The sequence below is a fragment of the Duganella sacchari genome, from assembly GCF_900143065.1.
GTDB classification, from domain to species: Bacteria; Pseudomonadota; Gammaproteobacteria; order Burkholderiales; family Burkholderiaceae_D; genus Rugamonas; species Rugamonas sacchari.
Window position 1 is genome coordinate 1 of record NZ_FRCX01000026.1, and the last position, 26,054, is coordinate 26,054.

The window sequence follows — 26,054 nt, forward strand, 5'->3', positions numbered from 1 at the left end:
AAGAACATTTGCCATCTGCGCTGCACCCACTTCTCAGCATCCTGCTGACCATCAAGATCATCAGAAATGAGAAAAGCATTCTGTTCAAGGCGCAGCTGATCAAGCGTCAGGTTTGGCGGATTCGGATCGACGCGTTTAATCCAGTCCAGGACCGGCTGCTTGGGCATCAGGATGATCAGGTGACGGTTGATCGTAAAGCGGGGAGAGTTGTGCATGGCAAGACGAGTGCGGAAAAGCTTCCATTTTAGCTCCCACTTAATGACAAGCTGCGCAAGACGGCGTCACGTTGACGCTTACGTCTGAACACAGTGTTGGCCGTCATCAGAGAATTGAGGGAACCGAGCAAATGCCGGAGCGAGGGCTTCTGCGAATGCGATAGCCTGCCCTGAATATCGATCTCGAAACTGCGCCCTGACACTCTCGTCGGGATCAAACAGTTCGTTGATCAATACATCAACTTTGCTGAGGTCAAGGACAGGGTCAGTCATTTATTCCACCTTAAGTGCACACAATGTTTATCGCCGTTCTGTCACATCGACCGCAAGGTTAGACAGGCCTTCGGTATTGCCCAGATGCGTCACGATGAGGTTGCTCACGGTCTAAACCTTTCCAATTTGAACCGGTCCCTCACGCCGACTCTCCGTCGTCGGTCCATTTCTGGGCGTACTGCCACCAATGTACCGCACTGCGCCGCCTCATAAGTCCACGATGCGATCGTCGACAGATCGATTTCTTGAGGCTATCTCCTTCCTGCTACACACACCGATCGCCAACAGTATGCCTACTGATGATACCTCGCCACGTATCCCTACATTCTTGAAAAAAGTCACCCACTTCTTTGCCGTGGAACAGGCCGTTCCTGTCCGGAGCGATGATGAGGATGTGCTCTTGATAGATAGGGCTCCCGACGTAGGACAGTGATCGGCCTGACTTCAATCAAGGGGAATCCAAACACTGCCTCGGACTTAGACGAACGATGTCAACGGAGAGGACCTGAGGAAGTTGACTGGCGTACTGTAAGACTTGGATCAAGACAAGCGCTTGCAGCGGGTTTGTGCCAGCGAAGCTTACGTCATCGAGCAGTTGGGTAGCGTCGGACGTTGACAGCCCGATTGGCTGGACGAAACCGCCACGGGACAGAAACGTCCAGCAGCGGTTTGGCTCAAGTAGGTCAAATTGCCGCCGCTGATGATGATAAAATAGACGTACACCATCCATCAAGAAGTATCATAAAATACTATATTTTGACTAAACAACCACTAAGAGAAGTCTCGTTCGGAACTACAACAATACAAAAACTCCGGAGAGTCACTCTCGATGCCAATTTGCTGCGTACGCTTGACCTTGCCGAAGGGGATAGCGTCGAAATCGTGCTATTGGTAGAAAGTGGAGAAATTCGTCTACGTAAAATCACAACTACAGTGGACTCTTTGAAAACGACAAGAGGTACGTCTTGAAAGACGATAGCTCTAATGATGCGATCTTGGCAGAATCGACCGAGATTGCACCTGTATCCCACACGATCTCCCATCGTCGAACCATCGGTGCGTTTTATACGCCCATCACAGTATCGACCGCACTCTCCAACTGGGGGATTCGTTCAAAAGAAGACAGAGTACTAGAACCATGTTTCGGTGGATGTACTTTTCTCGAAGCCGCAATTGAGCGACTCAAGTCGTTTGGACACACTCGGCCAGAGATGAATTTGTTTGGATGCGATCTCGATCCACTCGCTTTTCAATATCTCAAGACGCGCGTCGCGACAGATGGTTTGAAGAGCAATTTCTTCCTTCAAGACTTTATGTCTTTTGAGTTTGAAAACCTCAATCAGAAGGAGAAATTCGATCTAGTTATCGGCAACCCGCCCTATATTGGACATGGAAAATTTGGGAAATCACAACGAGAAATCCTTGATGCCTGGCGAAAGCTGCATGGTATTACGATAGACCGTCGTGCGAGCCTATGGGCCTACTTCGTTATTCATGCCCTTCACTTTCTTAAACCTGGGGGCCGTATCGCTTGGGTGCTACCAGGTAGCTTTTTACATGCAAAATATGCAACCTCAATTCGAGAGGCTTTGCATGCGGCGTTCAGTAACGTCGCCGCGATAACCATTGCTGAAAGACTCTTTATTAGCGAAGGTACGGAGGAGACCACTGTCGTTTTACTAGCCGATGGCTACAAGCGGCCTCCTCAACGAGAATATATTTCAGTGACGTGTGTAGATAGTGTCGATGACTTCGTCAACCTCTTGAAAACTGATGATCAGACCAATACACAACCGGAGCAAATTTACCCCGGGCATGGGATGGTTCCTCACGAAGCTGGTGAAGCTCATTTTGCGATTTCAGAAGGTGATTCAATCATTGATCTCGGTGATATCGCAACTTTGCAAATTGGCCTTGTTACAGGCAACACGAAATTCTTTGTAAAATCAAAGTCCGATTGGAAGACAGAAGATGTCGAAGCTAGACATCTGCAGTATATTTTGCCTCAGAGTAAATGGGTGTCTGGTATAAATCTAACCTCGGTTGACACTGAGATCCAAATTTCAAATGATGTTCCCTGCCTAGCACTAAATAGTCCAGCGTCTCCAAGAGCTGAAAGACTTGTTAGATATCTACAATCCTATGATGCCGATTTGATACTAAAGAACGCGACATTTGGCAAAAGACCGCATTGGTTTCGATTTGCTGATGACAAAATCCCCGATGCTTTTTTTGTTTTTATGGCGTCTCTGGGACCGCGAATTATCCTAAATTCAGTATCATGCAATGCGACAAACTCAGTCTATCGGGTATTTTTTAAGGACGACGTGTCTCTTAGCATGCAAAAATTGGCAGCAATTTCGATTCACTCCACATTTTCGCAATTGTCTGCCGAGATTGTCGGGCATGCTCGTGGCTCAGGCGCACTGAAATTGGAACCGTCGAGCGCGCACAAGATTCGACTTTCCATGCCAGACAACCTGTCAGAAAACACGATTAACACAGCGTTCAACGCAGTCGATGCGGCGTTACGAAAAAGGTCTTGGGAGGAGGCGCGCAAATTGGCAGATCGACTCCTTTTTGGAAACGACACAGAGAAATTGGCTCTTCTTGACAGAGGATTGCTTACAGTTCGAAACCGAAGAATGCGAAAGTAGAGAAGCTATGACAAATGGAATCGAGCAATTGAAGGAGCAGTTGTCCCAGGCGCTACAAGAATCGCCCCTCGATCACGGGAAAGTTCTCTCCCTGGCGAATGAAATTGCGAAATTGGACTCGGAAAATGTTCGATTTTCAATTGATGCTAGCCATATTTCTCGGCTTGGGATTGAGCTTGTTTCGAAACAAGAAACCGCAGTGGCTGAACTAATAAAGAATGCTTTTGATTCCGATGCAACAGTTGTAAGCGTAATCTTCAAAAACACGTATGCACCAGGGGGAGAGCTGGAGATTTCTGATAATGGACATGGTATGTCGAGAACCGAACTCCTAAACGGCTTCATGCGGATATCTACTCAGGATAAAGTCCATAATCCGCTTTCTAGCAAATTTGGTCGGCAACGCGCAGGGCGTAAAGGAATTGGGCGATTCGCGGCTCAGCGTCTGGGGAAGTACCTTCAGATAACGTCACGACGAGAAAACCAAGAAAATTCGCTTTTGTTGAACATTGACTGGACACAGTTTGAGGGTGGAAAAGACCTCTTTTTGGTTTCAAGCCAGGTGCATGAAGTATCTCCGGAGTCCGTGGGCACCAAGCTTTTCATTAGCGGCGTTCGTGATGCTTGGAGCGAGGCACAGATACAAAGAACTTATCGCTATGTTTCTTCTCTTCTCCAACCATTCCCGTTAGAAAAGAAGACGGTACAAACTTTATCAATGGGGCAGTCAGATCCCGGATTTAAAGTAACAATTTTCCGCGAGCAAAATGGAAAATTAATTCCCGTCGCAGGCGAGGAACAATCAATTTTCCCGCATGCACTTGCGAAGTTTTCTGGACGCGTCGATGAAGATGGTATTCCGTTCGTCAAAATCGTTTCGAAGAAATATCGCACAGATTATGAGAAACGCATTCCCGAAATTGAAATGAGAATAAAGGCAAAGGTCGAAGTTCCTTCGGCATATGCCGAATTGAAAGGCGTTCAGTTCAATGCTTATTACTTTATTACCGACGAACTGCCGTCTGGGACCAAGAGTATGGTGCGGGAAATTCTAAACTCCCATGGCGGGCTTCGGGTCTACCGCAATGGCTTTCGCGTATTGCCTTATGGCGAAGAGTTTGACGACTGGCTTGGACTTCAACGCTCGAGTGCTCTTAGGGAAATTCTTCCGCCGCATCACAATACCAATTTTCTAGGCTTTGTAGAGATCACTGACGTCAATGGAGAGCACTTTGAGGAAACGGCTAGCCGAGAAGGTTTGTTAGAGAATTCAGCTTTCCTTCAACTACAAGACTTCGTTTATCGAGCACTCATGGCGGGCGTACTTGAGATCGGCCGTCTGCGAGGAAAGAAGCTTTATGCTTCTGATCCGAAGGTAAAGAAGAAGGACGAAACAACGGGCGAAGAAAAGAAGAGTGCTCAGGAGATCGCTGAAGAGCTTTTAGAAATAGTTCGCCGTGCAAAGGAAGCAGCAGCGGCCTCTGCTGCAGGTGCAAATCCGGACCAACAAGATCCTTCCGGAAGTGACACTAGTCCCCAACCCGACACTTCCGGTAGTGGCGGTTTTGATTCAGATGATGTTATCGAAAAGGTCGAAAAATTTGCCGAGCGCATCGGTGAATTAGGCGTGGAGTCTGAGTCCTTACTGGAAGAGATTGGAATGTTGCGCGTTCTTGCGAGTTTAGGTCTCACCATTGGTGAATTTACCCACGAGGTAAGGCATACACTCGCGGGCTTGAACTCAGCGATAACTTCACTAAACAATCGACTTAAGAAGGATGACGAAATTGTTCCTGAAGTCGTCTCGCTCAAAAAGAACATTCAGTTACTTCAAAGCTACGTTCGGTACTTCGACGATGCAGTAACTCAAAACGCCCATCGAAAACTTATCGCTCATGAGATTAGAGATTTAATTGGTGACTTCTCGGAGATGATTTTGCCCACATTGAAGCGGCAAGGGGTTGAGCTCACAACAGAAATCATAGGATATGATTTGTATACAAAGCCTATGCACAAGTCTGAATGGGCTTCTATCTTCTTGAATTTGTTCACGAACTCCTTGAAGGCGATACATCGTTCAGGCAAGACGGGAAAGATTCATATCAGAGCTGAAAGCGTAGACGAATTTCTCCGGGTCGATTTTTCAGACAATGGCGATGGTGTTCCGAAAGAAAATAACGACAAGATTTATGACGCGTTTTTCACCACCAGCGCCGCACCAGGAGTCTTGGCAAATGACTCCGAAAAACTAGTAGGTACAGGACTAGGTTTAAAAATTGTCCGTGATATTCTCGATGCTGCAAATGGCGAAATAGAACTTGTTCCCGCTGAAGGTGAGTTCGCAACCTGTTTCCGTATTGAAGTTCCCCTAGCCACAACCGAAGAGATCGGCGATGAGCACAACTAATTTTCTTTGCATCGATGACCAGCAAGACAATACTCCTGAAGATTTCATTCGGGTCTTGGAAAGCACAGCTGACCTGAAGATTACGCGAAGTCTTCCAACTGAAATTGGCTCTCAGATTGATTCGATACTTGCTGCAAGTGCAAGCACTAAGAATTTCGGTCTACTAGTTGATCTAAGGCTGGATATGGAAGTTGGCCCCAACCAGGTCAGGGTACCGTATCGTGGGACGACGTTGGCCCAAGAACTGAGGACACGCTTGGCTGAAGAGCCGAGTTGCAATTCGTTCCCGATTATTCTATGGTCGATAAATACTAAGTTTGCCAAGTCTTTTCAACGTGATGACACGTCACATGATCTATTCGATGCAATTTACGGCAAGGACGAGGAAATTAATGATTGTCCTGATCTTGTCGCTCGCCAAATGTGTTCGCTGGCGAAAGGATATTCGCGAATTAATTTAGCTCAGGCAAACAGTTCCCTCAACTCCTCACTGCTTGGATTGCAGCCAGACCAAATCGGCCCTACAACCTCTGCATTCATAGACCATTTTGAGTTCATCATTCAAAATCGTGCGAAACATGATGTTGCCCTGCACCTTATGTCGGACCTAATCAAGCCAGCGGGCTTGTTAGTTTCCGAAAAATTGTTGGCAGCACGCTTTGGTGTAGATATTAAAGAATGCGTCGACGATTGGGAGAAATTGAAATCCACACTGGTGGCGACTAGTTACTCAGGCCCATTCAGTGATGCTTGGCCTCGCTGGTGGTGGTTTGCAGCTGAAGCCTGGTGGAATTCATTCTCAGATCGCCCTGCGAATCTCCGAAGAATCGGCGCGATTGAGCGGGTGAAATTCCTCAATGACAAACTGGGTCTTAAACTGGTTGATGCTAAACCAATGCAAGCAGGATATAGCTCTAAATTCTTCACTCTCTGTGTGGCCACAGGGAACCCGATTGACCCGGCGGACGCACTGAAGACGGCTACACCGATGATCAAACCATGGGAAGACACTTCTTTCGTATCAGTTTACGCGGCATTAAATCGAATTGAACGTGAGAAATGGCGCATTGACCCATTGGATAGTGATCGTTTCGCTGAACTGAAGGCTTAGCCCGATTATGGCAAAAAAGGCTAAACCTGAAGTCATTCGAAAAAGAATGTCTAATGAACTCATTGCACTAAATCGAGTTCTGAATCAAAATAAATCTGGGGTGTTTCACAACCCTGAAGTTCTACTAGCGTCAGCGAATCAGTGTTCATCAGGCGAAGCGTCTAAGTGGCACTATGAAGTTGCGGAACTGATTTTGAACGTTGCCGTGCCACAAAATGTATTACCTCAAACAACACATAGGTCGATGGTTGTGACTGCAAACATTAATATTTTCGGCAACTGTGACGATGATGCTGAAGATTGTTTGACGGGCTTAGAATTTAATATCCACGTCTCGACGGCAAACAGAGAGAATTTTTGCTCTTGGCATTTTGATCGTCATATCACGTCAGAGGAAGGACATGATCCAGAAGAAGCGCATCCGCTCTACCATTTTCAACATGGTGGACACGCGATGAAGGAGATTGCCGGCTCACTTGGCAAGGTTCTATTGTTGCCGGCCCCGAGGGTAGCGTTTCCGCCTTTAGACGCAACACTTGCGATCGATTTCTTGCTGTCTAATTTCGCTGGCTCAGCCTGGCAAGAATTGCGCAATGATCCGACTTACTCAAGGTTGCTTCGGGATGCTCAAGAAAGATGCTGGAAGCCTTATATTACTCGTTTGGCCAAATGGTGGGATCCTGGCCCGCGCGAAGACGAACATAAGACCTTAGCACTTTGGCCACAGCTTATTTAATATCGCTGCCCCCACCGCATCGGCCGTCGCAACTACTTGTTTTGCGGTATCGTCAGCGGCGGTGAGCGCGCTGCGGGCATATATTCGCTGTTCGGAACCATCATGCTCAATGGCGTCGATCCTGTGGCTTCGTTGCGCTGCGTGCTGGCCAATATCGTTGCCTATGCCGTCAACCAGGTGGACGACTTTCCAACTGTGGGCGTCCAGTCCCTGATCAGCAAAGAAGGCGGCGTACAGATTGGTACGGCCGCCGGCGTCCAATGAAAATATCCGCAATGGATTGAGGGGTCATGCCCAGGCGCTCTGCCAGCCGCTGGGTATTGACCAGATCCTCGGCACCTACCAGGCACGTAATTGAAGCGTTCTCATATCTTACCAACTGAGTCAAAAATTCCTTATTTGCTTCAGGAGTCAGGTTGTGAGTAAATTTATGTATCAAGCGGATTACCTGCTGCGCGCTAAACTCACGGCTGTTGCGCCATAGAAAGCACTGCTAGAATTCTCAACGTACTGGCTTGGGTGTGCCGGAAAAATCCAGGTTCCCACCAGCAAAAATCTTCCCGTTGAAGCTGGCTCGAGGTTTACACAATCTCTAGCCGCCTTTATGGCTTTCATAACTCGCTCGCCGGGCTCTGCAGGTAGTCGCTGGGCACCGCTAAGAAGCAAGACAATGGTACGAGACCGATGGCGCATGATTTTTTCGAGTGCTTCTGCCAGCGTCAACTCCTCAAGTCGACTAACAGGGGCAAACTCGATTCCGCTTCCGGCCAGAATCAGTTTAACGAGGCGCGTTAGCCCATCTTCCGCCGCGAGGTTCGCCGCATCGATTACCACAACGTGCATCCCTCCGGCCTCCAACATTGGAGCCAAGTCACAAAAAAATTGTATGGACTCTTGGTTAGAACGCACTTGAACAAACACGCCGGAGGCCAGTCCACCATCGAACGGGCCAGGAGACAGCAATTGTTCAGCTAACTGACGCGCACTCACGGCAGGGTTTCTCATGGATTTGAAGGGGTAATCGTTACTTAGTTTCGAACGAGTTTATCGCAGATGCATAAACTCGAGAAACTACTATAGGACTCTTTGAGCTCTTAATGCTAGCTCAGGACACGAATTTTGTCCTCCTCAATGGCAATGACTCCGCTGGGATCTTGTGCTGCGATATATTCGTAAACAGCTTCAGTTATAACGCTTACATCTTCAGTATCAATGTATTTCAAGAAGGTCTCTCCATGTTCCGGGCATTGTGAGAAAAATTCCTGAACGCGGCGACGAGTTAGTTCCGGAGACTCATTGCGTACACCATCCATAAAGGCAATTTGCTCTTCAGCTGTGGGATAAACCAACCCGCCGACAAATGCGTCAACATAACGAAGATCACAGACGTGTTCGCGGAAATCACTGTCTTTCGAATAAATCTTCCTCAAATACTCTCTGACGGCGGCTGCCGGTGAGATCGCTGTTACATACGCCGGTTCCCACATGGAAATCGAGTCTTCATGAGCAACAAAATAACGCTTCAACATACTTCCTGACCTAAAAACGATTTGAAATCAATTGTAGAAATCGCCTGCCAAATAGTGGTAAATGGGTGTAGCAAGCACAGAAGTGCAATTGTGACTTAAAAGCGGCTGACTTAAAAGCGTCATTTTGCAAAACTGTGCTTGATGTCAAATGACTCTTCCGCTCCGCAGCCCGAAAAACTGTCCGCTCGCGCCATTCTGGCATCGAATGTGACGCGGTTGCGCGCGCAAAAAAAGTGGTCGCAGGAGATGCTTGGGTTTGAGACCGGCCTACATCGCACTTTCATTGCTCACGTCGAGCGTCAGGCAAGAAATATCTCAATCGATAATCTTGAGAAGATTGCGCTTGCCTTGGGTGTAGAGACATACCAACTATTAGCCCCCTAAGAAGAGTAATGCAGCTCGTTCGTGTCTTGTCACGGAGCGGACTTGCTTAATTTTGTCCATTGACGACCAGCTTCCTCTTAGTCTTCTGACTAGGGCTGTAGTATCCGTTTGGGTGATGCTCAATGTGAGCCTGGAGTTCGCGAATGAGTCTAGGGCCACATACCTCCACACAGACAAACCGTGGGATATCAAGCATGGAGGTTACGATTTTTTGACAAAATCGGCGCACGGTCTTGAAAACCGTCAACCTGGCGCCAGCCGACCTGCCCAAAGAATCCGGCCGCTTCGATTTACCCATCGCACTGGGCATTCTGGCCGCCTCCAAACAAATCCCGTCCAGGCGCTTGCATCAATATGAGTTTGCGGGCGAGCTATCGCTGTCCGGCGAATTGCGCCCGATACGCGGCGCGCTGGCCATGTCGCTGGCCACCCGGCGCGACGGCGGCTGCCTGGCCTTCATCCTGCCGCTGGCAAATGCCGACGAAGCGGCGCTGGTGTCGAGCGCCGCCATTTATCCGGCTGAATCGCTGCTGCAGGTGTGCCGTCACTTTGCCGGCAAATCCGTGGAGAACATGCTGTCGCGTCACGAAGCGGCGCCGCTGGCCGCAGCGCCCATCTACCCCGACTTTGCCGACGTCAAAGGCCAGTTGTTGGTCAAACGCGCACTGGAAGTCGCGGCGGCCGGCAATCACTCTGTCCTGCTAGTGGGACCGCCGGGCTCCGGCAAAACCATGCTGGCCTCGCGCTTCGCCGGCCTGCTCCCCGAGATGAGCGACGAAGAAGCATTGGAAGCCGCTGCCGTGCAATCGCTGACCGGCGCCTTCCGCATCGAACACTGGAAGCAGCGGCCTTTTCGCGCGCCCCATCACACGTCTTCCGGCGCAGCGCTGGTCGGCGGCGGCTGTGAGAAATAGAAATAATTGCGACTGGATTGAATATTATGCGACTAAGTGCCACTTGAACACTTAATTGGACTAAAGGCTGGCTAAGAGCTAAAACCGCATGTCCATATGACTTAGGATCTGGTAAATGCGACCATCCATTTCCCCCGTCCAGCGTTTAGGTCCGTGAAGACTTGGTGGCAGCGCACCCTGGAGAAGTCGCGTAGCTTGGGAGATGGTCGGCACCATCGTTTCTTCGTGCTGCTGCATGGGTTGTCCCCATTCAGTTTGACCCGCACGCCCTACTCTAGCGAACGCTGCGACCGTTCATAAGCCCCCTCAAAACCCGAATCCACTCGGTCCTAGCGAATCTGCTTTAAGTTGTGTTTCGATTTCCGAGGCGCGGCTGATCGGCACAACGTTGGCTCGCTGCGCGCTATGCTACTCAGCAAACTGCTCGACGGTGCTTACAGCGCGACGTCTGCACATCTCTCTGGTCCGAGATCCGAGAAGCGACCATTTTTCTTAGATCTTACGGCTCCTCTAGGGATGTAGTATTTGCGTCGCCCGCCGTGTGACAATCCGTGAATTTTGTGCTTCTGAAAAGATTGTAGTATTAAACGGTTTCTAGTAATGGATCAGCAGACCGCTTTGCGGTTTTTCGGGAGATGCCGCTTTGAAATTCAGTTTGTTACCCTTGGCGTTCACAATGTTGTTGGGCGGGTGTACTACCCCTGAATACACTATGCTCGGCATGGCGCGAGCCTGCGACAAAATTGTTGATTGGAGCGAGCGCAAAGTTTGCCTTCAGAAAGTTGACCGGTATGAGGAAGACTGGCAGCTATCGAAATCAAAGCAGCGCTAAAGTACGGCGTCAGTGGACTCAATGAACGAACTACATCTTTCTCCGCTCGCCATCCAATTACTGCTAGGTTGCGCGATGCCTTCTGACCAGCCGACAGCGTTTTCCGCATTGCATCAGTCTATTCTGACACGAGCGCGCAAAGCGATAGCTCGTTTATTTGACGAAGATGGAGAACTCTTTGGTGACCTGCTCGATGAAGACACGCTTAACTATCTCGACAAAGCCATTGCCCAATTGGCCAATCGTGTTGGCCGTTTGCTGCCTGGACTTCATGTCTTAGAAGCCACCGCAGATCCTGTCGGCCGAGGTTTAGCGCTTTTGTCGTGGCTCTCAACACTGGGTATTGTCGGGGAGTGGCAGATCAATATCCTTGAGTGCCAACTAATCTATATAGGCGTCCAGCCGGTTAGCGTGCACGGACTTACTAGAGTCCACGTCGATTCCGACCGAATCACCGTGCGAAGTCAGCTTGGCGAATTCAGTTTCGTGCGTGTCTCCAACTGTATATGGCGGCGCGCACATGGGGTTCTGGGCCAAGACGTAGCACGCCATGCGGTCGTATTCCATGCTCACAATCCGATCGCTACTCGGGGATTTGCTGAACATTTGCCGCTTGCGTTAGCTGGACAGGTAGCTAGCGACGTGGCACTCGCAATGGGCCGTATCCAGGAGACATCCGCAAGTTTATCTGCTTGGATTGATGAAGCTATTGCTGGCGTGATCTGTCTCCAAGCTCCACCGAATAGTTGCTCCAGTGGCTCTTCTGTAAGCTATCCAGGCTTGGTATTCGTCACCCATCCGATGGACGTTGAGAAGCTTGCAGTGCTGCTAGTGCATGAAGCGTCACATATTTATCTTAACGCACTGTCTCAGCATGTTCAGCTCGTCCAGCCTGGTAATACAGAAACCATCTATTCACCGTTTAGGCGCCTACAGCGACCAGTTGAGAAGGTGTTGCTGGCATTTCACGCGGCTGCCAACATGGTCCGGTACACATCCGGTCGCCTTCAGTCAGGGGACACAAATCCAGCGATTGAGTATGAGTATCGGACCAACCTCGAGTATGCGAGGAATATGCACGAGGACTTGAGCAAAACGTCTGCGTTAACCGAAGCAGGAACTGTATTCCTTTCACGTGTTGCATCATGCCTTAGCTCCTTGTGATAGACGTTTTTTGGGGGCGCGTGACACTTGGATAGATTGTATTGGTTTTTCCAACCTTATACTTTTCATCACTGATTCAGTCTGATGTACCTAGGTAGATGAGACGGTCAGTGTTAGTTTGAATGAAGCCTAATCAATCGAAAGGAAAGTCATGAAGTTTACCGAACTGGCAAAACGTTTCAAAGACACCGAACAAACCGCTTCAGCATCGAGCGCTGCTCTCGAGCAGATCCAAGAGAAGTACCTTTGGGATGTATCGGGTGCGGAGATTAAAGGCTGGGGTTCGATCGGCAGCGGCGAGCCGTTTAATGCCTGGCTGGCCTGGAACCGTACCTTCTAATCCCTTGCAAGCGCAGATACTCGTACCTGCGCTTTTGTCACCTTAACTTCCAGGATGCTATGAATACTCAAGTACTCAATTTCTATCCTTCTAAACGAGCTGCTGCTGTCTCCTCAGTACCTGAGCGCGAGCTTAAGTGGGATCGCATGGAGGTGATTCTGAAGATTACAGAACGCTGTAATATTAATTGTACCTACTGCTATTTCTTCAACCTACAGAACGACGACTACAAACAGCATCCCGCGTACATGTCAGCAGACACCATTGCGGCAACGGCCTCATTCATTGCGCAGGCAGCGAAGCAGGGCGGCGTACAGGAAGTGCAGCTTGATCTGCATGGTGGCGAACCAATGATGATGAAAAAAGCGCGCTTTGAAGAAATGTGCAGCGTGTTTCAAGAAGCGTTAGCAGGGATCCCCAAGGTTCGCATTGTGATGCAAACTAATGCAACACTCATCGACGACGAGTGGATCTCGATTTTTGCTAAGTACGACGTAGGTATCGGTATTAGCTTGGATGGACCAAAGGAATACCATGACAAGTTTCGAGTCGACCACCAAGGTCGGGGAACTTATGACAGCACGATCGCCGGCTTACGAAAGTTGCAGGCAGCCATTGCTGATAAGCGTTTAACGTATGGGGGTGTTGGAGTTATCTGCGTCGTGGACCCAGAACAGGATGCGCGTGCTATCTTCAGTCACTTTGTACATGATCTCGGCCTGAAAACCATGCACTTTTTGCTGCCGATGATCGATCACGACAATATCAAGCCAGGATACAAAGAAAAGATGACGCACTATCTTTGCGAGTTGTTCAGCGCATGGACAGAGCTAGGCGATCCGCAAGTTACGATTCGCTATTTCCGTCGCATGCTGGCTCTGCTGCTCGGCGGAGAGAAATTCCCAGAGAGCTACACCAAACTGATGGCTAACAACACGGCCTATACGATCGCCAGCAATGGCGACATCGGTCCTGCGGATGACTTGCGTAACACTTTTCCACATCTCTTCTGGACCGGAGCGAATGTACGTGACACTACGCTAGAAGAGTTCTACCGACACCCCGAAATCAGTTCTCACAACGAAGCCGCGCTGCAGCGGCATGAGACTTGCGACTCTTGCTGTTGGAGCCAGATCTGTGACGGCGGGGACTTCGTTGGAACCGAAGCCTTCCGCTATTCTCGCTCTAATGCGTTCAATAACCCAAGTGTGTACTGCGACACCCTCCAGGCGCTGATGACCAAGATGGTGGAGTTTTCGGTAGGGCGTGGCGTGTCGTTTGATTACATCGCACACCGACTTAACCAAACAGCTTAGGGTAAAACTCTTGATGAAAAAAATTTCAGCTGCTTTAGTGTCGAGTATCATCAGCTGTCTATCCTCTCAGGCTGCGGTGGTCCGTGCGCCACTTGATTTTATCGATGGAACTCCGGCCGTGTCGTTGGCGCTCAACGGCCGGCCCACACAATTTATCCTCGATACCGGTGCATCCTTGCAGCTCTATCTGCCAAAGGCGCTCGCAACCAAGATTAGCGATATCAAGCTTGGCCCACCTCAGCGATCTGTAGATCTGCGCGGCGTAGTTCAGGAGTCGCAGGGATTCACGATTGATAGTTTTAGTTTGAGCGGCCTCAAGTTCGGTACGGTCAACGGCAGCTATCTGGTCCCGTCCGGGTTGACTATATCCGGACCTGATAAGTTCAATGACCGTATTCCGGTTTTGGGGCTCAAGTTGTTTGAGCACAAAGCACTACTTCTTGATTTCTCTGGTCGCAAGGTAGTCCTCGCCGATACCCTTGAAGAGTTACTTCCCAAAGGGCGATCTGGCTGGGTTCCTTTGCCTGTCGAGCGTACTCCTCAGGGATTAATCGCTTCGTTTCAGGGAGGGCGTCAGCAGTATCGAATGGTCCTCGATACCGGAGGCAATATGTCGGTAGTAAGAGCGAACGCGGTCTCTACGGACGAAGAGAAGGGAAGTTGTCCGATGCAAATCAACGGCCAAAAGCAATGCCAGTATATTGAAGTGGGTGTGGCAGGCGTCGAATCGATTACACCGGTCATGGTAGGCCTGCCTGCAGCTTTTCAAGCCGACGGAATAGCTGGACGCGATTTTTTCGAAAAAATCCGTTTGATTTACGATGGCAATACCGGTGTGGTCTTGCTTCAGAATGCAGTTGAGAATGCCAATGCGCCTTGATGCACTTTTGCCGTCTACGTCGTTTATTGCTTTTCCTGCGAGAGGGATCCGAAAGCCAGAAGTCCGTTGGGCCAATCCCCAGTTGGCCACAGATTTTCCGTTTCTAGAGCATGCATGGTGCTCGCCGCTTAACGGCGACTCGCCAGAAGCCTATGATGATCGTCAAGTGCAGTTATTGGCTGAGCGGTATGGCGGCCATGGCCTTGGTGGCAATGGCGGTGGCGCGCGCTGCGGCGTAATCGGCGAGATACAAATAAAAGGTGTCGGCCGTAACCAGCTCGCAGCGCCAGATACGGATTTCTTTCATTCCTATGGTGGTGCATCTATAAACGAGGGTGTATACGAGTCACTGTGGGGGGAGATACTTAATCGTGCATTACCACATGGCGCGGTACGAGTTATAGGTTTAGTCGCCACCGGCACGCGGGTGCCTTTGGTCGCCCCTCTTCCTGGGCAAGATCCGACTACGGAACGTGCGCTGATATTTCGACAGGCCGCCATCCGCCCCGCTCATTTCATGCGTTCTGCATACCATCGCCCGCCCGTAAATAGCGGTTGGTGCGACGACACATCTCGGACAAGAGCAGCAATCGCCGCATTGCCGGCGGTGTTCAGTGCGCTGTATTGTCTGCCCTCGATGAATGAGAGCAGTGACGTCTTTATACATCGCTGCATGAGCATTATGTTGGAACGCTTCGCGGACCAGTTTGCGTCTGCACGCGCCAAGCGGCTAATGCATGGGTCGCTGATCGCATCCAATATCGCCTTGGATGGGCGCTGGCTTGATTTTGCCACAACCTCGGCTGTGCCTGACTTTGGTCATATTGTTTCCCCACGTGGCCCAGACTTCTTGCAAGAAGAGTTGATGCTGCAGCCAGGTATAGCTGACCTCGCGTTTTACTTGCGCAAATACCTCAAGACAGAACGCCACGCGCTATTTGACGGCACCGAGCTATGGCAGCGGCTTCACATCCGCCTAAAGCAGCGCCTGCCTTTGGAGTATGCCAAGCTTACTGGTATTCCAGCGGATGTCTGCGCGAGCTTACCTTTGCAGACAGACCACCTATATACCGTGATAGAGGCCATTACACGCAGAGGAAACGGTAAGGTCTATTTGATGATGTCCGATTCCTCCGAGGCCGCACGCAAAACTCCGGTGCGTACGGGCGACCACAGCCTAAACGCAATCATGCGCAAGGCGGCATTTTCGACTACTCCTGCAGAAACAGACGCCGCACTGCAAACGGAACTCGATGATGCAAAGCTGCGTGCCAGGTTTGTTCAAGCATACTGGTCCGTACGCTACGAAGCGGAACGTCTGCTTGCGGTGCGCGGATCATACGGACCAATCTTCTGCATGCTCAATGCAGCCAGGCTCAATGCCAACAATCATTTCTTATATCGGCCTCAGCTTTATCATGACATCGAACAGGCACTGCTGACAGGGGTGTCGGCCGCTAGGCTGATCGAAAGCACCGTACAACGTGGTATCTCTCTGTTGGAGGACGACACCGCTGGGTGGGCTGACCTCCGTGAGATCTTAGGCGAAGGTTTCGCGGTTTGCGTAAAAGATGGGCTGCTATATCGCCAGCAGCCGCTCAGCTCTTTATCCCTGCCACGGTCTGGCGCAGTACAGTTGACTCTAACCGAGCAAAACATTATTCAACAATATGAAGCAAAAATCGCTAACAGTTCACGCGCGTACGGCTGAGGGCCCCATTCTGGAGGCGTGCGAATTCGGCTTCGTCTATATGCTCATGCGGCGCAGCGAATTGCACAAAACGTATCCGTTGGCCTACATTGAGCAGTTGATTGAACCCGCTCTCAAACATAAATGTCTCAAATTTTATTTTGACGAACATGGCTCTCCGGTTGGCTATGCGATCTGGGCCACGGTTGCTGATGATGTAGAGGAGCGGTTTATGCGAAGCGGGCGCTGGCAGTTGCACTCTAGCGAGTGGAATGAAGGGGCAACGTTGTGGTTGGTGGATTTTGTGGCGCCCTTCGGCCATGCACGCACCATGCTGGATGATTTGGCGCGTCTCCTATCTAGTGAACATTCAGTTCTTCGCTATTTCCGTGTGCGACGCAATCGACTACGTTTCGGCGAAGCGAAACTTGCTCGTCTAATGCTCTGTCCTGCGGAGAACCAAAGTGTCGCATGAGCCAGCCAAGCCGGCCCATCAGCTATATCGAGAACAAGCGTTAAAGGCTCGTCAACCCGATAAGCTCGGCGCAATACTGCTGCTACGACCACCGCTTGTCAATTTCTTGACCGGCTTATCGGTTTTGGTGTGTGTTCTATTGGTTTTGTTTTTCTGCTTCGCAAAATACACTCGTAAAACGAGCGTCACTGGACAATTGATGCCCAGTGTTGGCGTCGTCAAGGTCGTATCAAATCAGTCGGGTGTCGTCGAAAAGCGCTTGGTAGATGACGATCAGCCAGTAAGCAAAGGCCAGCCGTTGTACTTGATTTCGAATGAAACGCATCAAGGAGTACAAGGTAATGCGCAGGGTAACATCAGCGCTCAAGTACAGTTGCGCATTGCCTCAATGCGCGATGAGTTGAAGAAAACGATCGCGCTCCAACAAGAAGAACAAAGGGCACTGAGCAATAAAATTTCGAACTTAAACGATGAGTTTAGGAAGGCAGGCCTGGAAATTACCAATCAGCAAGCTAGGCTTAAGATAGCTGAACATTCGCTTGAGCTTTATCGGGGCTTAAGGGATAAAAATTACGTTTCCCAAGAAAACCTTATGCAGAAAGAAGCGGAGGTATTGGAGCAACGTGCCCGCGTCGAATCATTGGAAAGAGCGCGTATCGCTGTACAGCGCGAAATCGAATCACAGACAAGTGAAAAGAACAGTTTGCCGCTACGCCATGAAAATCAAATTGCTTCGATTCAGCGCTCGATAGCTGAGGCTGGTCAGCAGTTGGAGGAAAGTGAGGCAAAGCGGAGTACAGTGGTGCTGGCACCATTGGATGGGGTCGCCACCGCTGTAACCGCACAGGTGGGACAGGCAGTTGATGCCGGCCGGCCGCTAATGACATTGATCCCCGCTGCTGCTCAGTTGCGGGCATACCTTCTGGTTCCAAGCCGGGCAATCGGCTTCATCAACGTCGGCGAGAAAGTTATGCTGCGCTACCAAGCCTATCCATATCAGAAGTTTGGTCAAGCGACAGGCACCGTCCTTACAATTTCGCGGACTGCCCTGTCGGCTTCGGAACTGTCAGGCAGCAGCCCTCAAACCACGCAACAGGAGCCGATGTTCAAGATTACTGTTGAGTTAGCGCGGCAAGATATTCAAGCCTATGGAAAGCAGATACCGCTGCAGGCGGGCCTGTTGCTGGAGGCCGACATCATGCATGAGCGTCGGACGATCGTTGAATGGATGATGGAGCCTCTCATTAGCCTCACTGGCAAGCTATAGGTAGAGACAAATGTTCTTCTTACAAAACCTAAGATTTGGCATCCGCCGTAAGTTGCCGGTAATCCTCCAAACAGAGGCTAGTGAATGCGCGCTAGCATGCTTAGGCATGGTCGCCGGTTTTCACGGTCACTATATCGACTTAATAGAGCTAAGAAAGACCCACAGCATCTCCCTTAAAGGCGTTGCACTTGGGGATTTGATTCGTATCGCACAAAAACTGGATTTGGCCTCCCGTCCGGTGAAGGCCGATATGGACACACTGCGACATTTGCGCCTTCCCTGCGTTTTGCACTGGGATTTTTCTCATTTCGTGGTATTAAAAGAAGTTGGGAAGCGTCATCTGGTTATCCATGACCCGGCCGCCGGAGTATCCAGGGTACCAATGGAAGAGGCTGCGCGCCACTTCACGGGCGTCGCTCTGGAGCTATGGCCGATGTCGAGTTTTCGCAAGAGAGAGGCCGCTCCTCCTATCGGCGTTCGCCAGCTGATGGGACAGGTAACGGGTTTGCGGCGCTCTCTAGCGCAAATCGTCGCGCTCGCCATTGCACTTGAGCTATTTGCAATAGTCAGTCCGCTGTTGTTGCAGTGGGTGATTGACGAGGTCGTGGTGTCTGCTGACCGCGAACTACTCATTACTTTAGGAATCGGCTTTGCGCTGCTGTTGGTTTTGCAGCAAATGATAGTTGCTGTACGCGGATGGGCAGTGGTCTACGCGAGTTCTGTTCTAAATGTACAGTGGCGCACCAATCTTTTTTCGCATTTGGTCAGCCTTCCAGTGCAGTATTTCGAAAAGCGTCAACTGGGTGATGTTATATCGCGGTTTGGGGCTACCGACCGAATCCACCAAGTACTGACACACTCATTCTTGGAGGCAATCGTCGACGGGCTGATGAGCCTCATCACGCTCGGAATGATGTTTATGTATAGCTCTCTGCTGGGCAGCATTGCAGTACTGACGACGTTCATGTACGCGATGGTGCGTTGGGTCTGGTATGGACCGCTCCAGCGGGCGAACGAAGACCAGATCGTTCGCAGTGCGAAGCAGGATAGCCACTTGTTGGAGACCGTGCGCGGTGTTAAGACGATTAAGCTGTTCGGAAGACAGGATGAACGGCGCGTTGCATGGACCAATCTTTTTATCAACAAGACGAATGCAGAAATCTCTATCCAGAGGTTGGAAATTTCTTATCGGCTCCTCAATGGCTTGATGGCCGGGTTCGAGAACATCTTAATCATCTGCCTTGGAGCTAAGCTGGTGCTGGATGGACATTTTACCGTGGGTGCGCTTATAGCCTTCAACGCTTACAAAAATCAATTCGACAGCAGGGTCACTTCGCTTATTGATAAGGTCTTCGAAGCACGCATGCTTGGACTTCAAACGGCGCGGCTGGCAGACATCGTTTGCGAGGACGCCGAACCAGGGGAGGGAACTATAGACGTACCGGACGAAGGAGGTGATGCGACAATCTGTATTCGACAACTTAGTTTTCGCTACGCACCACATGAACCTTCAGTGCTAGAAAACATCGACTTAACGATAGGCGCCGGAGAATCTGTGGCGATAACCGGTCCCTCCGGATGCGGAAAATCAACTCTGATCAACTTGCTATTAGGGATTTTACCGCCAAGCGCTGGCCAGATCTTTGTGGGTGGTTACGACACCCGTGGCCAACATGTAAAGGCAATGCGCTCAATCGTTGGGACAGTGTTGCAGGATGATGTGCTGTTTGCAGGTACGATCGAAGATAACATCTGTTTTTTTGATTCCAGTCCCGATCCAGCGTGGATCAGGAAGTGCGCCGAAATGGCGGCGATACACGACGAAATCATTGCCATGCCGATGGGCTACGCCTCGTTGGTTGGTGATATGGGAACAATTCTCTCCGGCGGGCAGAAACAACGCATATTGCTGGCGCGCGCTTTTTATAAACGGCCGCGTATCTTACTTCTGGACGAAGCAACCAGCCATTTGGACGCGTCAAGTGAAGCAAAGGTGAATGAGTCGATCAGCGCACTCAATATTACCCGTGTGTTTGTTGCCCACCGTATGGAAACTATAGCCACCGCGAAGCGCGTAATTACGATTGCTAACGCCAGAATCGTCAGTGACACTCGAATCCTACCGCTGGACGGACGTGGCCTACGCAGCATCTAGGCTGTCGCGTTAACGTTATACGGAGAGACGCAGTGACGTTCAGGGACAACCCGATTATTTACCACATCATCACCGATCGTTTCGCTGCTCCGCCGGGAGATGCAGCATGCGCCGCAGGTGAGCTAAGCGATACCGCTGTTGGCACCTTTCACGGCGGTACTTTTGCGGGCATCACACTTAAGTTGCGTGAAGGGTGGTTTAACGCGTTGGGCGTCAACGCGCTGCTGATTAGCGCACCGTACCAACAAATTCTGGGCTGGGTACCTGGCGCCGACGCGCAGTTCCGCCACTATGCCTACCATGGTTATTACGCCCTGGATTATACGGTTCCCGATTCGCGGTTCGGCTCTGCTGCTGAATTTGGGGAACTTGTCGAGGTCGCCCATGAGCGTGGGCTTAAGGTTTTACTGGACATTGTGATGAATCACCCTGGTTACCTTGATCTTGAGACGATGGCGGCACTGCAGATTGGTGCTCTAAAAGATGGATGGCGAGCCGCGACACCCAACGATTACTTCACGTATCTGGATGTTGCAAATGGTGCTCTTACGGATTGGTGGGGAAAAGAATGGGTACGTGCCGACTTTCCTGGATATGATCCGGGCGGTGACGATGACTATACTGCTTTGCTGTTTGGACTGCCGGACTTCAAAACCGAACAGCCAAACGCTGTAGGTCTGCCGTTTTTCTTTCGTCACTTAAAGACCGAGGCGCATGACCTGCCTGATTCATCCGTTAGAGAATATCTTATTACTTGGCTGTGTGGATGGGTCCGTCGATATGGCATCGATGGCTTCCGCTGCGATTCCGCGAAACACGTCGATCCAGCATCTTGGCTGGCTCTAAAGCGAAGTGCTCAAGCGGCGCTGGAAGCCTGGCGGCACGAGCATTCTATGACAGAGGATGAGCCATTTTGGATGCTGGCAGAGATTTTCGGTCATGGCATAGAGCGAAGTCACTATTACCAGTTTGGTTTCGACAGCATCATCAATTTCGAGCTGCAGGAACGACTGCAGGACTACTGTGATCTTGAGGCTATATATCGACGCTATGCGGAGCGCGTCGAAAGGGCTCCGCGCCAAGGAATCGTTTCGTATTTGTCCTCGCACGATACCTATCTTGTTCAGCAAGAGCATCCGTTCGCTACTGCGACTGCCTTGATGCTAGCCCCGGGCGGCGTGATCATCTTCTATGGTGAAGAAACCGGGCGTGCACCGTCCGCATACCGCCTCACGGATCATAGCCAAAATACGCGTAGCAATATGAATTGGCGCAGCGTCAATTGGGCGGCGTGCGTGCATTGGCGCAAGCTCACGCAATTTCGAGCGCGCCATCCAGCTATAGCTAGGGGCGCCCATCGCTTATTGGTGCGTAGCCCTTACATTTTCTTACGAGGCACGCCTTACGATGGCGATGTGGTAATTGTGGGACTGGAACTGATGCAGCCATATACGCTGGACGTGCAAGGAATTTTCGCGGATGACGACATCCTGCGAGATGCATATGGCGGTTCAATAATTCAAGTGTCAAACGGCAAAATGAACCTTCCTACAGGTGACGTAGTGTTATTGGAGAAAATTTGAATACCAAAATCCGAGTATTGATGTTCGGCTGGGAGCTGCCGCCGAAAATTAGTGGAGGGCTAGGTGTCGCTTGCGCCGGCCTGCTGTCGGGGTTGAAGAACTCAGGCCAAGTTAGCGTAAACTTTTGCATGCCGCAGTTGCTAGCGACGCGGCTGACCGCAGCGCAGCTAGATGGTCTTAGAACAGTGCTGGACGACTATATATCGAGCGAAGCGATGGTGGAAACAATACCTGCTGGAGCGGGTAGCTACACCGCCAACGTCACCGAAGCGCTTTCGATGGCGCTCGCTGTTCCGCAAGTTCTCGCGGAACACGGTCCGTTCGATCTCATCCACTGCCATGACTGGCTGACATTTCTAGCAGGTGTGGCAGCTAAGAAATCTACAGGGCTGCCACTGGTATTGCACGTGCACTCGACCGAGCGTGATCGCGCCGGCTGGTCTCAGAACGAAGCTATCGTAAACATTGAACGTTATGCATTGGCGCACGCGGACGCAATTATTGCTGTCAGCCAGCAAGGCGCACGTCGGCTAATTAAAACATACGGGGCACAAGCGGAGAAAATACGTACGATTTACAACGCCACTCGCCAGCTAGAAAGCGCAAGATGTCCGCGTGCTAAACATGCGGTGCCGGTGGTAAGTTTTATAGGTCGGATCACTGCTCAAAAAGGACCCTTGAATTTTGTTGAAGCAGCCCAGCGGGTCATAGCCGCCGGTGTCTCTTGCCGGTTCGTCATGGCGGGCGCTGGCGATCTACTGCCAGCATGCCAAGCATTGGTTGTAGCCCACGGCCTCTCTGAATGGTTCGAGTTTCCGGGGTTTCTAGATGCTGGGGCCGTGTCCGCATTGTTGGCGCGCACCGATGTTTTTGTAATGCCTTCAGAATCTGAGCCGTTTGGCATCGCCGCATTGGAGGCGATCCATGCTGGAGTGCCTGTCGTCATCTCAGAGGATAGTGGCGTCGCCGAAGTTGTGGAAAGTATGCTTAAAGTTGTACATGATGATGTTGACGCCATAGCTAACGCGATAACTCTTCTGATATCGAATACAGACATGGCTCGGACGTTGGCGGAAGAGGCACGGAACCAGGCTTCGCGTCTTAGCTGGGATACCGCCGGTCTGCTCACGGTCACACTTTATAAGGATCTGCTTTGCCTTCGTGCTGAGAAGTTTGGCAAGGGGATGAGGTTGCAGGAAAAAGGAGATGCAGAACGAGTTCTCCAATGTGATGAAATCGTAAAATGAATCCCTCGGTGGGTTGAACACGTACTTAATATTGTGCGTGAACTGCGCTGTCGCTTCCGCGGCGATATCGCAACTAGTTTCTAAAGGTACAGAATGTTTAAAGCACTTTGGCAGGCGATCTTACGCGCGCTCGGCCTCGACGCACAGGAAGAGGTCCGCCCCCCTCCTCATACGCCTGAGATTCGCGTTGAGCAGAAGAACAAGCCACAACAGCGACAAGTTATGGCCGAGCCCGCTCCAGAACCAGCGCCGCCCCCACCTCCACCAAGAAAAACTTACGAAGCCGTTGGGTTCGAAATTAATGACAGTCACCGAGCATTAGCAAGGGCGCATCTATTTTTTCAAGAGGACGGCAAAACTAAAGGGCCTACTCCAGATCAAGAGAGGGTGGTGTTTAGCGACCTCGTAGCAACGCCTGTACTCGCTGGCGCCGGGTCGGGTAAATCAACAACGCTCGTGAGCCGCGTCCTTTTCTTGCACAAGATTCTCGGCGTCCCTTTGGGGAATATGTCAGTATTCACCTTCACGCGAAAATCGCGAGCGGATTTCATTGAAAAGCTGGTTGAGGAATCAAAGCGTTGGAAAGTCCAACTCAGCGAAAAGAAGGCACAACAGCTCGTTCGAACATTTCATTCAAAGGCACTTCAAGTAGCTCGCTGCCTCCTTCGCAGCGACGAAACAATTTTCGAATTCCTCGGCAAGGAAAAGCCTCTTTTGGCTGAAAAAGCTGAAACTAAGACTAACGAAGGCGAGGCGGCTAACGATCTGCAAACTGCGGAAATTGAGGCCAACGAGATCGACGGGTTTATCGCACTTGATGAGAGCGCCGAGCAAGCGGAGATGCTGAAGGACGTCTACGCCAAATGCTACAACAGCGACGATCTATTCAAGGCATCGATAGCGACGTTGTTCGAATACACCATGATTTCGCCCACACTAAAAGCAGACAAAAAATATCAAGACAAACTGCAATTTTTAAGCAAGATGAGTTTGAGCGACGAGGAGCTTTGCTCCCATCTGGAACAGAAATGGGCGGAACAGGGAAATTGGCCCATACCAGGTGTGCGCCTGACTACCCCAATTGGGGAAAGGCATTCTCTTTCGGTAATGGGGACGGAATTTTTTGCCAACGGCTACATCGAGTCGCTAGATATCTACGTGGTACTGGGCCGATATGATGGGATATCAAACGCGGCAGTAGGGAAATCAAAGCTCAAGCCGAGCTTCAATGTAAACGACAAGCGTCTTGTACTGCTGACCGGCTGCAAGAAAAAAATTCGGTTTGTGAATAGTAAAAAAGATGCGGACCGGTTGAAGACTCAACTGGAGTTAAACAGTCAAGAGCGCGGTCTTTCTGCACCAGCGCTAGATATTCGCCTTCCAGGAGAACTCAGTCCCAAACCTGTGTTTTCTGCTCTGTATGCGCTGGGCGTATTTGTTGAAAATCTCGGACTGGAACCGGACAAGCAGTTCGAACGTCGAAGCAAGGTAGAGCTATCTAAAGCGGAGCGCGCGGCAATGTATGCGACGAGCCGCTTCTTCAAGCAGTTCTACAATGAACTTGAAGCCCGCAATCTCGTCACCTTCAATCAAATCTTTATGCGATTGGGGAAGGATAGTCCGGACCTGGAAAAAATTGGGGTGGGCTCACTCATCGGCGCTAAGCATCTGATGATTGATGAGTTCCAGGATATCTCTCCACTGATCGTAAAATTCGTTCACGGCCTACACGAGGAATTATTAAAGAAATCCGAAGGCGACCAGATACCGACGCTCATGTGCGTCGGGGACGACTGGCAATCAATCTACGGCTGGCGCGGCAGCTCACCGCATTTTTTCCTAGAATTTCATGAGCATTTCGACGGCGCGACGAGCAACTTCATCAAGCTCCGCGAGAATTTCCGATCAACACAGGAAATCATCAACTGTGGCGAATCGTTCATTGAATCGGTAATCCGCAAAAGCAAGAAAAATGGGATCGCCTCGAACGACAAAGTGAAAAGCTTGCCTTTTAAGGTTATCGCTGTCGAAAAGTTTGCGCAAAGTGATGTCGAGAACACTTTACTCGCACTACTGACAAAAGCTGGAGCCGAGGAAAAGGTCTATTTGCTGGCCGCTAAACACGATGAGTTGGTGCCATTCAAAACCATTCGGGACGATCGTCTCGTTAAGACTACATTCCATCAAAGCAAAGGGCTTGAGGCGGACTATGTCGTTCTGTTAGGTGCACCGAAATTTTTCGGTGCGAACAATCTCAAGACTCACATCTATGAGCTCGGCGCGTTTCCTCAATCGTTTGACCAGGCGCAGCGAGACGAGGCACTGCGCGTTGCATATGTTGCGTCCACGCGCGCTAAGAAGCTTTGCATTTGGTTCGCAGAAGCGACGGGGGGGAACGTTCTAGAGCAGGTACCTGCAGATGGGAAAAATAGGGTTTTGATGGATGTGACGGACGTTCGCTCTTACATCGATAGATGCTTCCAACATCAAGCCCAACTCCAGGCCGCGTAGGTTTGGACCTTGTTGAGTATTCTCAAGGCGCCCATTACTTAAACACCGTAAGCTTCCAGCCCAGCCACCTGTTCAACGGTCTTAGAACTGCGTAGAGTTCGGGAATGGCAGCAACGAATCGATCTGGCTGTTAGGGCACGTCGGGAGACGTTCCAACACGTTGGCCAGCCAATGCAGCGGATCGAGGCCATTGAGCTTGGCGGTGCCGAGTAATGTTTGGATGGCGGCAGCGCGTCGGCCGGCGCGCTCGGAGCCTGCGAACAACCAGTTCTTTTTGCCGATGGCGATGGGACGGATCGCATTTTCCACGGCATTGTTATCAATCGGGAGCGCGCCCGATTCCGCGTAGCGCACCAGTGCCGGCCAAC

At 50.6% G+C, this 26,054-nt stretch carries 20 protein-coding genes and 2 pseudogenes; 19 read left to right on the top strand and 3 right to left on the bottom strand.

What is annotated here, in order from left to right; genetic code table 11:
- The 6 genes and pseudogenes from BUA36_RS30855 to BUA36_RS30860 form a co-directional block, all read left to right on the top strand.
- Positions 1–248, top strand: a 248-nt coding sequence (locus BUA36_RS30855; RefSeq protein WP_167544354.1) for a hypothetical protein, incomplete at its 5' end; no start/stop codon positions are given.
- A gap of 1,205 nt (positions 249–1,453) precedes the next feature.
- Complete coding sequence (locus BUA36_RS29370) at positions 1,454–3,145, top strand: HsdM family class I SAM-dependent methyltransferase (RefSeq protein ID WP_072790950.1); 1,692 nt, start codon at positions 1,454–1,456, stop codon at positions 3,143–3,145.
- A 7-nt stretch (positions 3,146–3,152) separates the two neighbouring features.
- Complete coding sequence (locus BUA36_RS29375) at positions 3,153–5,552, top strand: sensor histidine kinase (protein ID WP_072790951.1); 2,400 nt, start codon at positions 3,153–3,155, stop codon at positions 5,550–5,552.
- Positions 5,539–6,663 (top strand): hypothetical protein, encoded by a 1,125-nt coding sequence (locus BUA36_RS29380; RefSeq protein ID WP_072790954.1) that lies wholly within the window; start codon positions 5,539–5,541, stop codon positions 6,661–6,663. Before BUA36_RS29375 ends, BUA36_RS29380 begins: the two co-directional genes overlap by 14 nt.
- 46 nt (positions 6,664–6,709) lie before the next feature.
- Positions 6,710–7,399, top strand: coding sequence for a hypothetical protein (locus BUA36_RS30585; protein ID WP_139260741.1), 690 nt, complete (start codon positions 6,710–6,712; stop codon positions 7,397–7,399).
- Positions 7,400–7,417: 18 nt separating this feature from the next.
- Positions 7,418–7,663 (top strand): annotated as a pseudogene (locus BUA36_RS30860) (hypothetical protein); the annotation flags it as partial.
- A gap of 180 nt (positions 7,664–7,843) precedes the next feature.
- Here the strand turns inward: BUA36_RS30860 and BUA36_RS29390 are convergent.
- Both BUA36_RS29390 and BUA36_RS29395 read right to left on the bottom strand, forming a co-directional pair.
- The gene (locus tag BUA36_RS29390) at positions 7,844–8,389 is read right to left on the bottom strand and encodes a hypothetical protein (RefSeq protein WP_139260742.1); all 546 of its coding nucleotides are present in this window, start codon (positions 8,387–8,389) and stop codon (positions 7,844–7,846) included.
- A 110-nt stretch (positions 8,390–8,499) separates the two neighbouring features.
- Positions 8,500–8,928: a hypothetical protein gene (locus tag BUA36_RS29395; protein ID WP_072790958.1), complete on the bottom strand. Its 429-nt coding sequence runs from the start codon at positions 8,926–8,928 to the stop codon at positions 8,500–8,502.
- A gap of 141 nt (positions 8,929–9,069) precedes the next feature.
- On the opposite strand from BUA36_RS29395, the gene BUA36_RS29400 reads away from it, so the two are divergent.
- From BUA36_RS29400 to BUA36_RS29460, 13 genes and pseudogenes are all read left to right on the top strand, one after another.
- Entirely contained in the window at positions 9,070–9,312 is a 243-nt protein-coding gene (locus tag BUA36_RS29400; RefSeq protein WP_072790961.1) for a helix-turn-helix domain-containing protein, read from the top strand.
- A 239-nt stretch (positions 9,313–9,551) separates the two neighbouring features.
- Positions 9,552–10,214: pseudogene (locus BUA36_RS29405) on the top strand (ATP-binding protein); the annotation flags it as partial.
- A gap of 865 nt (positions 10,215–11,079) precedes the next feature.
- On the top strand, positions 11,080–12,222 hold the full coding sequence (locus tag BUA36_RS29410; RefSeq protein ID WP_084560419.1) for an aKG-HExxH-type peptide beta-hydroxylase: 1,143 nt from the start codon (positions 11,080–11,082) through the stop codon (positions 12,220–12,222).
- A 151-nt stretch (positions 12,223–12,373) separates the two neighbouring features.
- On the top strand, positions 12,374–12,562 hold the full coding sequence (locus BUA36_RS29415; protein ID WP_072790966.1) for a hypothetical protein: 189 nt from the start codon (positions 12,374–12,376) through the stop codon (positions 12,560–12,562).
- A gap of 59 nt (positions 12,563–12,621) precedes the next feature.
- Positions 12,622–13,878, top strand: a complete 1,257-nt coding sequence (locus tag BUA36_RS29420) for a radical SAM protein (RefSeq protein WP_084560420.1) — start codon at positions 12,622–12,624, stop codon at positions 13,876–13,878.
- A 13-nt stretch (positions 13,879–13,891) separates the two neighbouring features.
- On the top strand, positions 13,892–14,758 hold the full coding sequence (locus tag BUA36_RS29425; protein ID WP_084560421.1) for an aspartyl protease family protein: 867 nt from the start codon (positions 13,892–13,894) through the stop codon (positions 14,756–14,758).
- Positions 14,748–16,469 carry a hypothetical protein gene (locus BUA36_RS30590; protein ID WP_167544356.1) on the top strand — a complete coding sequence of 574 codons (1,722 nt, stop codon included), beginning with the start codon at positions 14,748–14,750 and terminating at the stop codon, positions 16,467–16,469. Before BUA36_RS29425 ends, BUA36_RS30590 begins: the two co-directional genes overlap by 11 nt.
- A complete protein-coding gene (locus BUA36_RS29435) occupies positions 16,429–16,923 on the top strand; it encodes a toxin-activating lysine-acyltransferase (protein WP_084560422.1) in 495 nt (164 codons plus the stop codon). Before BUA36_RS30590 ends, BUA36_RS29435 begins: the two co-directional genes overlap by 41 nt.
- Positions 16,913–18,190 (top strand): HlyD family secretion protein, encoded by a 1,278-nt coding sequence (locus BUA36_RS29440; RefSeq protein WP_072790980.1) that lies wholly within the window; start codon positions 16,913–16,915, stop codon positions 18,188–18,190. The genes BUA36_RS29435 and BUA36_RS29440 overlap by 11 nt, the downstream gene beginning before the upstream one ends.
- A gap of 10 nt (positions 18,191–18,200) precedes the next feature.
- Positions 18,201–20,345: a peptidase domain-containing ABC transporter gene (locus BUA36_RS29445; RefSeq protein WP_072790983.1), complete on the top strand. Its 2,145-nt coding sequence runs from the start codon at positions 18,201–18,203 to the stop codon at positions 20,343–20,345.
- 32 nt (positions 20,346–20,377) lie between these two features.
- Positions 20,378–21,928, top strand: a complete 1,551-nt coding sequence (locus tag BUA36_RS29450) for an alpha-amylase family glycosyl hydrolase (protein WP_072790986.1) — start codon at positions 20,378–20,380, stop codon at positions 21,926–21,928.
- On the top strand, positions 21,925–23,175 hold the full coding sequence (locus BUA36_RS29455) for a glycosyltransferase family 4 protein (protein ID WP_072790989.1): 1,251 nt from the start codon (positions 21,925–21,927) through the stop codon (positions 23,173–23,175). Before BUA36_RS29450 ends, BUA36_RS29455 begins: the two co-directional genes overlap by 4 nt.
- A gap of 93 nt (positions 23,176–23,268) precedes the next feature.
- On the top strand, positions 23,269–25,686 hold the full coding sequence (locus BUA36_RS29460) for a UvrD-helicase domain-containing protein (protein WP_072790992.1): 2,418 nt from the start codon (positions 23,269–23,271) through the stop codon (positions 25,684–25,686).
- Between the two features lie 81 nt (positions 25,687–25,767).
- On the opposite strand, the gene BUA36_RS29465 is transcribed toward BUA36_RS29460, so the two are convergent.
- Positions 25,768–26,054 (bottom strand): IS66 family transposase (locus BUA36_RS29465; protein ID WP_139260733.1); only part of this gene is annotated, 287 nt, incomplete at its 5' end.

Coding starts and splice junctions, on each gene's coding strand:
- BUA36_RS29460 (WP_072790992.1), top strand. CDS start 23,269: ATGTTTAAAGCACTTTGGCAGGCGATCTTACGCGCGCTCGGCCTCGAC.
- BUA36_RS29425 (WP_084560421.1), top strand. CDS start 13,892: ATGAAAAAAATTTCAGCTGCTTTAGTGTCGAGTATCATCAGCTGTCTA.
- BUA36_RS29400 (WP_072790961.1), top strand. CDS start 9,070: ATGTCAAATGACTCTTCCGCTCCGCAGCCCGAAAAACTGTCCGCTCGC.
- BUA36_RS29420 (WP_084560420.1), top strand. CDS start 12,622: ATGAATACTCAAGTACTCAATTTCTATCCTTCTAAACGAGCTGCTGCT.
- BUA36_RS29435 (WP_084560422.1), top strand. CDS start 16,429: ATGAAGCAAAAATCGCTAACAGTTCACGCGCGTACGGCTGAGGGCCCC.
- BUA36_RS29410 (WP_084560419.1), top strand. CDS start 11,080: ATGAACGAACTACATCTTTCTCCGCTCGCCATCCAATTACTGCTAGGT.
- BUA36_RS30590 (WP_167544356.1), top strand. CDS start 14,748: ATGCGCCTTGATGCACTTTTGCCGTCTACGTCGTTTATTGCTTTTCCT.
- BUA36_RS30585 (WP_139260741.1), top strand. CDS start 6,710: ATGTCTAATGAACTCATTGCACTAAATCGAGTTCTGAATCAAAATAAA.
- BUA36_RS29380 (WP_072790954.1), top strand. CDS start 5,539: ATGAGCACAACTAATTTTCTTTGCATCGATGACCAGCAAGACAATACT.
- BUA36_RS29395 (WP_072790958.1), bottom strand. CDS start 8,928: ATGTTGAAGCGTTATTTTGTTGCTCATGAAGACTCGATTTCCATGTGG.
- BUA36_RS29445 (WP_072790983.1), top strand. CDS start 18,201: ATGTTCTTCTTACAAAACCTAAGATTTGGCATCCGCCGTAAGTTGCCG.
- BUA36_RS29375 (WP_072790951.1), top strand. CDS start 3,153: ATGACAAATGGAATCGAGCAATTGAAGGAGCAGTTGTCCCAGGCGCTA.
- BUA36_RS29415 (WP_072790966.1), top strand. CDS start 12,374: ATGAAGTTTACCGAACTGGCAAAACGTTTCAAAGACACCGAACAAACC.